1 protein-coding gene is annotated in these 1,359 nt (G+C 50.3%); it reads right to left on the minus strand.

Translation table 11 applies throughout. The features are described from left to right. On the minus strand, positions 1 to 1,259 hold a 1,259-nt coding region (locus ACR0P9_RS12695; protein WP_432620698.1), incomplete at its 3' end, for a homoserine dehydrogenase. Positions 1,260 to 1,359 lie beyond the last annotated feature (100 nt).

Genomic DNA, 1,359 nt, shown 5'->3' on the forward strand with positions numbered 1-1,359 from the left:
ATTTTATGCACCATACTCATGTTGCTGAGGATGGTCAAAGCGTCGCGCATATGGCGTTCGCGGACGGTATCTGTGATAACAACCAGCTCCGCGGAATCTGTGTCAGACGGCTTCTGAAGCACCTGAGAGATGCTGACGCCGTTGTTGCCCAGCACGCCGGATACACCGGCGAGAACACCCATACGATCTTCGACTTCCAGACGCAGATAATACTTGCTCTTGATGTCTTCCATCTTTTTGATAGGCAGAGATTTGTAGCAGGTACAACCGATGCGTCCGGTGCAGTGCATTTGAATGTTGCGGGCGGTGTCAATGATGTCGCCGCAAACGGCAGAAGCGGTCGGCAGCTCGCCTGCGCCGCGTCCCATAAACATCGCATCGTCCAATGCATCACCGTGTACAAAGACGGCATTGAATGCATTGTTGACAGTGGCGAGCGGGTGAGAATCCGGAATCAGCATCGGATGAACGCGAACTTCAATGCCTTCATCGGTGTTGCAGGCAACGCCCAACAGCTTGACGGCTTTTCCCATTTCCTTTGCATAGCGAATATCCCGTGCCTGAATGTTCGTGATACCTTCTGTAAATACATCGTCAAAGGTCACACGGGAATGAAACGCAATGGATGCCATAATCGCAACTTTTCGTCCTGCGTCATAGCCTTCAATATCGGCGGTCGGATCCGCTTCGGCATAGCCAAGCTCAGTGGCTTTTTCCAATGCCTCAGAGAACTCCATGCCGTCCTCTGTCATACGGGTGAGAATATAGTTGGTCGTGCCGTTGACAATGCCCATAATCTCTGTGATGTGATTTCCGGCGAGTCCCTGCTTGAGCGGATGGATAATCGGAATTGCTCCGGCAACCGATGCCTCGAACTGTAAATCACAATGATGCTCTTTGGCAAGTTCGAGCAGTTCTCCGCCGTGCACGGCAATCAGGTCTTTGTTTGCTGTGACAACGTTTTTGTTGGCTTCCAGTGCTTCCTTGATATACGTATGCGCCGGTTCAATACCGCCCATCAGCTCAACGACAATCGAAACCTCTGGATCAGAGAGAATATCATCCCAGCAATCGGTCAGCAGAGCGGTTTCTACACCGGAACGCGGCTTGGATGCATTGCGCACGAGAATGTGAGAAATTTCAATCGGTGCACCTGCGATTTGCGGCATTTCGTCAGCACGCATAGATAGCAATTTGTATACGCCGGTGCCAACGGTGCCCAGACCGAGCAGGGCAATTTTAATCGGTTTGTTTGACATAGAATCTATCACCTTACTTTTAAATCGAAAAATACCAGTTCTTGTTTATCATAGCGCATTTGGCACAGGTTTGCAATGGAAATGGCATAGAAAACGGCTG

This window comes from Butyricicoccus sp. (genome assembly GCF_050872565.1).
Taxonomy (GTDB): domain Bacteria; phylum Bacillota; class Clostridia; order Oscillospirales; family Butyricicoccaceae; genus Butyricicoccus_A.